The organism is Streptomyces boncukensis, from assembly GCF_011045075.1.
GTDB lineage: Bacteria > Actinomycetota > Actinomycetes > Streptomycetales > Streptomycetaceae > Streptomyces > Streptomyces boncukensis.
The window spans coordinates 1-2,409 of record NZ_JAAKZZ010000780.1 but is presented as its reverse complement, the minus strand read 5'-3'; the positions used below and the strand labels follow the sequence as shown (position 1 = coordinate 2,409).

Below are 2,409 nucleotides of genomic sequence, written 5' to 3'. Positions count from 1 at the left end.
GTGCGGTCAGGAGAGTGTCCAGATCGGTGTTCACAGCACGCCCCACGGGTCGAGCCAGTGTTCTCAGCACCAATCCTGGGCACTCTTCGCCGTTCCAGACAGAGCGAAAGCACATCAATCATCTAGGCGGGGACGGTGATGGCCGTCAGGACGAGCCCGCCGCGTACGGCCCAGCGCCCGTCGAAGCGGGCCGGCGCGTCGCCCGGGGGCACCAGGATGCGGGCGGTGAACGTACCGTGCGGGCCGCCGCCCGGGGCCGCGGGAGCGTCGTGCGGGGTGAAGTGGAGTTCGGCCTCGGCGAAGTCCAGCCAGCGTCCCGTGATCGGGTGCCACGCTTTGTAGACCGACTCCTTCGCGCTGAACAGCAGCCGGTCCCAGCGGACTTCGGGCCGGGATTCCAGCAGGCGCTCGACGCGCGCCTGTTCGCCGCCGACGGTGACGGCTCCCAGCACGCCGTTGGGAGTCGGCTCGTTGGGCTCGGCGTCGATACCGACCGTACGGACCTCCCGGACAGCGGCGACGGCGGCGGCGCGGTAGCCCGCACAGTGGGTGATGCTGCCGACCGTGCTCTCGGGCCACCGGGGAGCGCCCCGCTCCGTCGCCAGCAGGGGCGCGGGCGGCACGCCGAGCTTCCCCAGCGCCTGGCGCGCGCAGTAGCGGGCGGAGGCGAACTCGGCGCGCCGCTGCGGCACGGCCTTCGCCACGATCCGCTCCTCCTCGGGGTACAGCTCGGTCAGCGGCACGTCCGCGGTCACGCTGGCGACCGCCACGGCGGGCGGCAGTATGTCCTCGATCACGCGACGGGCTCCCGGACCGGCTCGGGGAGAATCTGCCGCAGCCGTGGCGTGGGATGCCACGACCGGCTCCACTCGCGCGGATAGCCGACCGAGACCTCCTCGAACGGCACCCCGTCGTGCCACGTGGTGCGGGGGATGTGCAGATGCCCGTAGACGACCGCCGCCGCGTCGAACCGTATGTGCCACTCGGCGGTCAGCTCCGTTCCGCACCACAGCGCGAACTCGGGATAGCGCAGGATCCGGGTGGGCTCGCGCACCAGCGGCCAGTGGTTGACGAGCACGGTCCGCTGACCCGGCGGACGGGCCGCGAGCCGCTCCTCCGTCGCCCGTACCCGGGAGCGGCACCAGGCGTCGCGGCTGGGGTGCGGGTCGGGGTGCAGCAGCATCTCGTCGGTGCACACCACGCCCGCCTCGTAGGCGGCGTCCAGCGCCTGCTGCTTGGTGTAGGTGCCCTGCGGGCGGAAGGTGTAGTCGTAGAGCGCGAACAGCGGTGCCACGGTGACCGGGCCGCCCGGCCCCTGCCAGGTGGGGTACGGGTCCTCCGGCGTCAGCACGCCGATGCCGCGGCAGAACTCGACCAGCCGCTGGTAGCGCTCCTCGCCCCGCGTCTGGTCAGGGTCGTCCCGCGGCGTCCACAACTCGTGGTTGCCCGGCGTCCAGATGACGCGGGCGAACCTGCCGGCGAGAGTACGCAGGGCCCAGTGGATGTCGGTGGTGGTCTCCCCCACGTCACCGGCGACGATCAGCCAGTCGCCGTCGGTCTGCGGGGTGAGGGTGCCGAGAAACTTCTTGTTGTCCTCATAGGCCACATGCAGATCGCTGATGGCGAGCAGCTTCGGTGCCTCTTCCGGCGCGGACTCCATCTCGCAGGTACTCCCTTCACGGTGGCGCACGAACCACAAGTGTCACCGATCAGGGTGTGAGCGTCACGGGCGGCCTTCCCGCCCCTCCGATGTGCGGGAGGGGCGGGCCGGTCGCGGGGACGGTCGGTGCGGCGGACGGGCCGGTTCAGGCCGCGCCGGGGAGCCGGTCCAAGAACCCCTTCACCGAGGCGATCCGGCCGTCAGCGGCGAGGGTGACGACATCGGAACCCGCGGCGGGCGAGGTGCCGTCGGCGCTGTTGACCAGGTCCCAGGTGAACCGGGCGATGTCGTGGTTGCCGTCGACGCCGCCGGTCTGCCGGAACTCGTGGCCGGGGAACTGCTCGCGGGCCGCTGTGATGGCCGCGACCAGCTGCTCGTGGCCGCGCACGTCGGCCAGCGGGTCGGTGTAGCTGCCGTCCTCGGTCCAGGCGGCGGCGACGGCCTTGGCCCGGGTGTCGGCGTCCGGGGCGTTCCACGCGGCGAAGTAGCGCTCGACGGCGGCCTCGTAGGTGCTCTGGTCCATGGTGGTCTCCTCGGGTTCCGGTGTGTGCCCGGCTTCCGCCCGGTGCGGCGGGGCCGATGTGACGACCATGCCGGGCGCGCGGGGCGCGGGTCGATTACCGCCGAGGTAAGCACGGGGCTTGTCGGGGACATGGCGGTGCGCTTAGCCTGCGTCCGCCTCCGGGTAGCTCTGTTGGGACTGTCAGCCGAGGACAGCGTATGGATGCGCCGTACGAACGCCCCCGCCC

General features: G+C 72.1%; 3 protein-coding genes. All 3 read right to left on the bottom strand.

Annotation, left to right across the window (positions count from 1 at the left end; all coding sequences use genetic code 11):
- Positions 1-122: 122 nt before the first annotated feature.
- The 3 genes from G5C65_RS35510 to G5C65_RS35500 all read right to left on the bottom strand — a co-directional run bounded on the left by G5C65_RS35510 (position 123) and on the right by G5C65_RS35500 (position 2,183).
- Entirely contained in the window at positions 123-797 is a 675-nt protein-coding gene (locus G5C65_RS35510; RefSeq protein ID WP_165303178.1) for a 4'-phosphopantetheinyl transferase superfamily protein, read from the bottom strand.
- Positions 794-1,660, bottom strand: a complete 867-nt coding sequence (locus tag G5C65_RS35505) for a metallophosphoesterase family protein (RefSeq protein ID WP_165303177.1) — start codon at positions 1,658-1,660, stop codon at positions 794-796. Before G5C65_RS35505 ends, G5C65_RS35510 begins: the two co-directional genes overlap by 4 nt.
- Before the next feature lie 145 nt (positions 1,661-1,805).
- Positions 1,806-2,183: a nuclear transport factor 2 family protein gene (locus G5C65_RS35500; RefSeq protein ID WP_165303176.1), complete on the bottom strand. Its 378-nt coding sequence runs from the start codon at positions 2,181-2,183 to the stop codon at positions 1,806-1,808.
- Positions 2,184-2,409 lie beyond the last annotated feature (226 nt).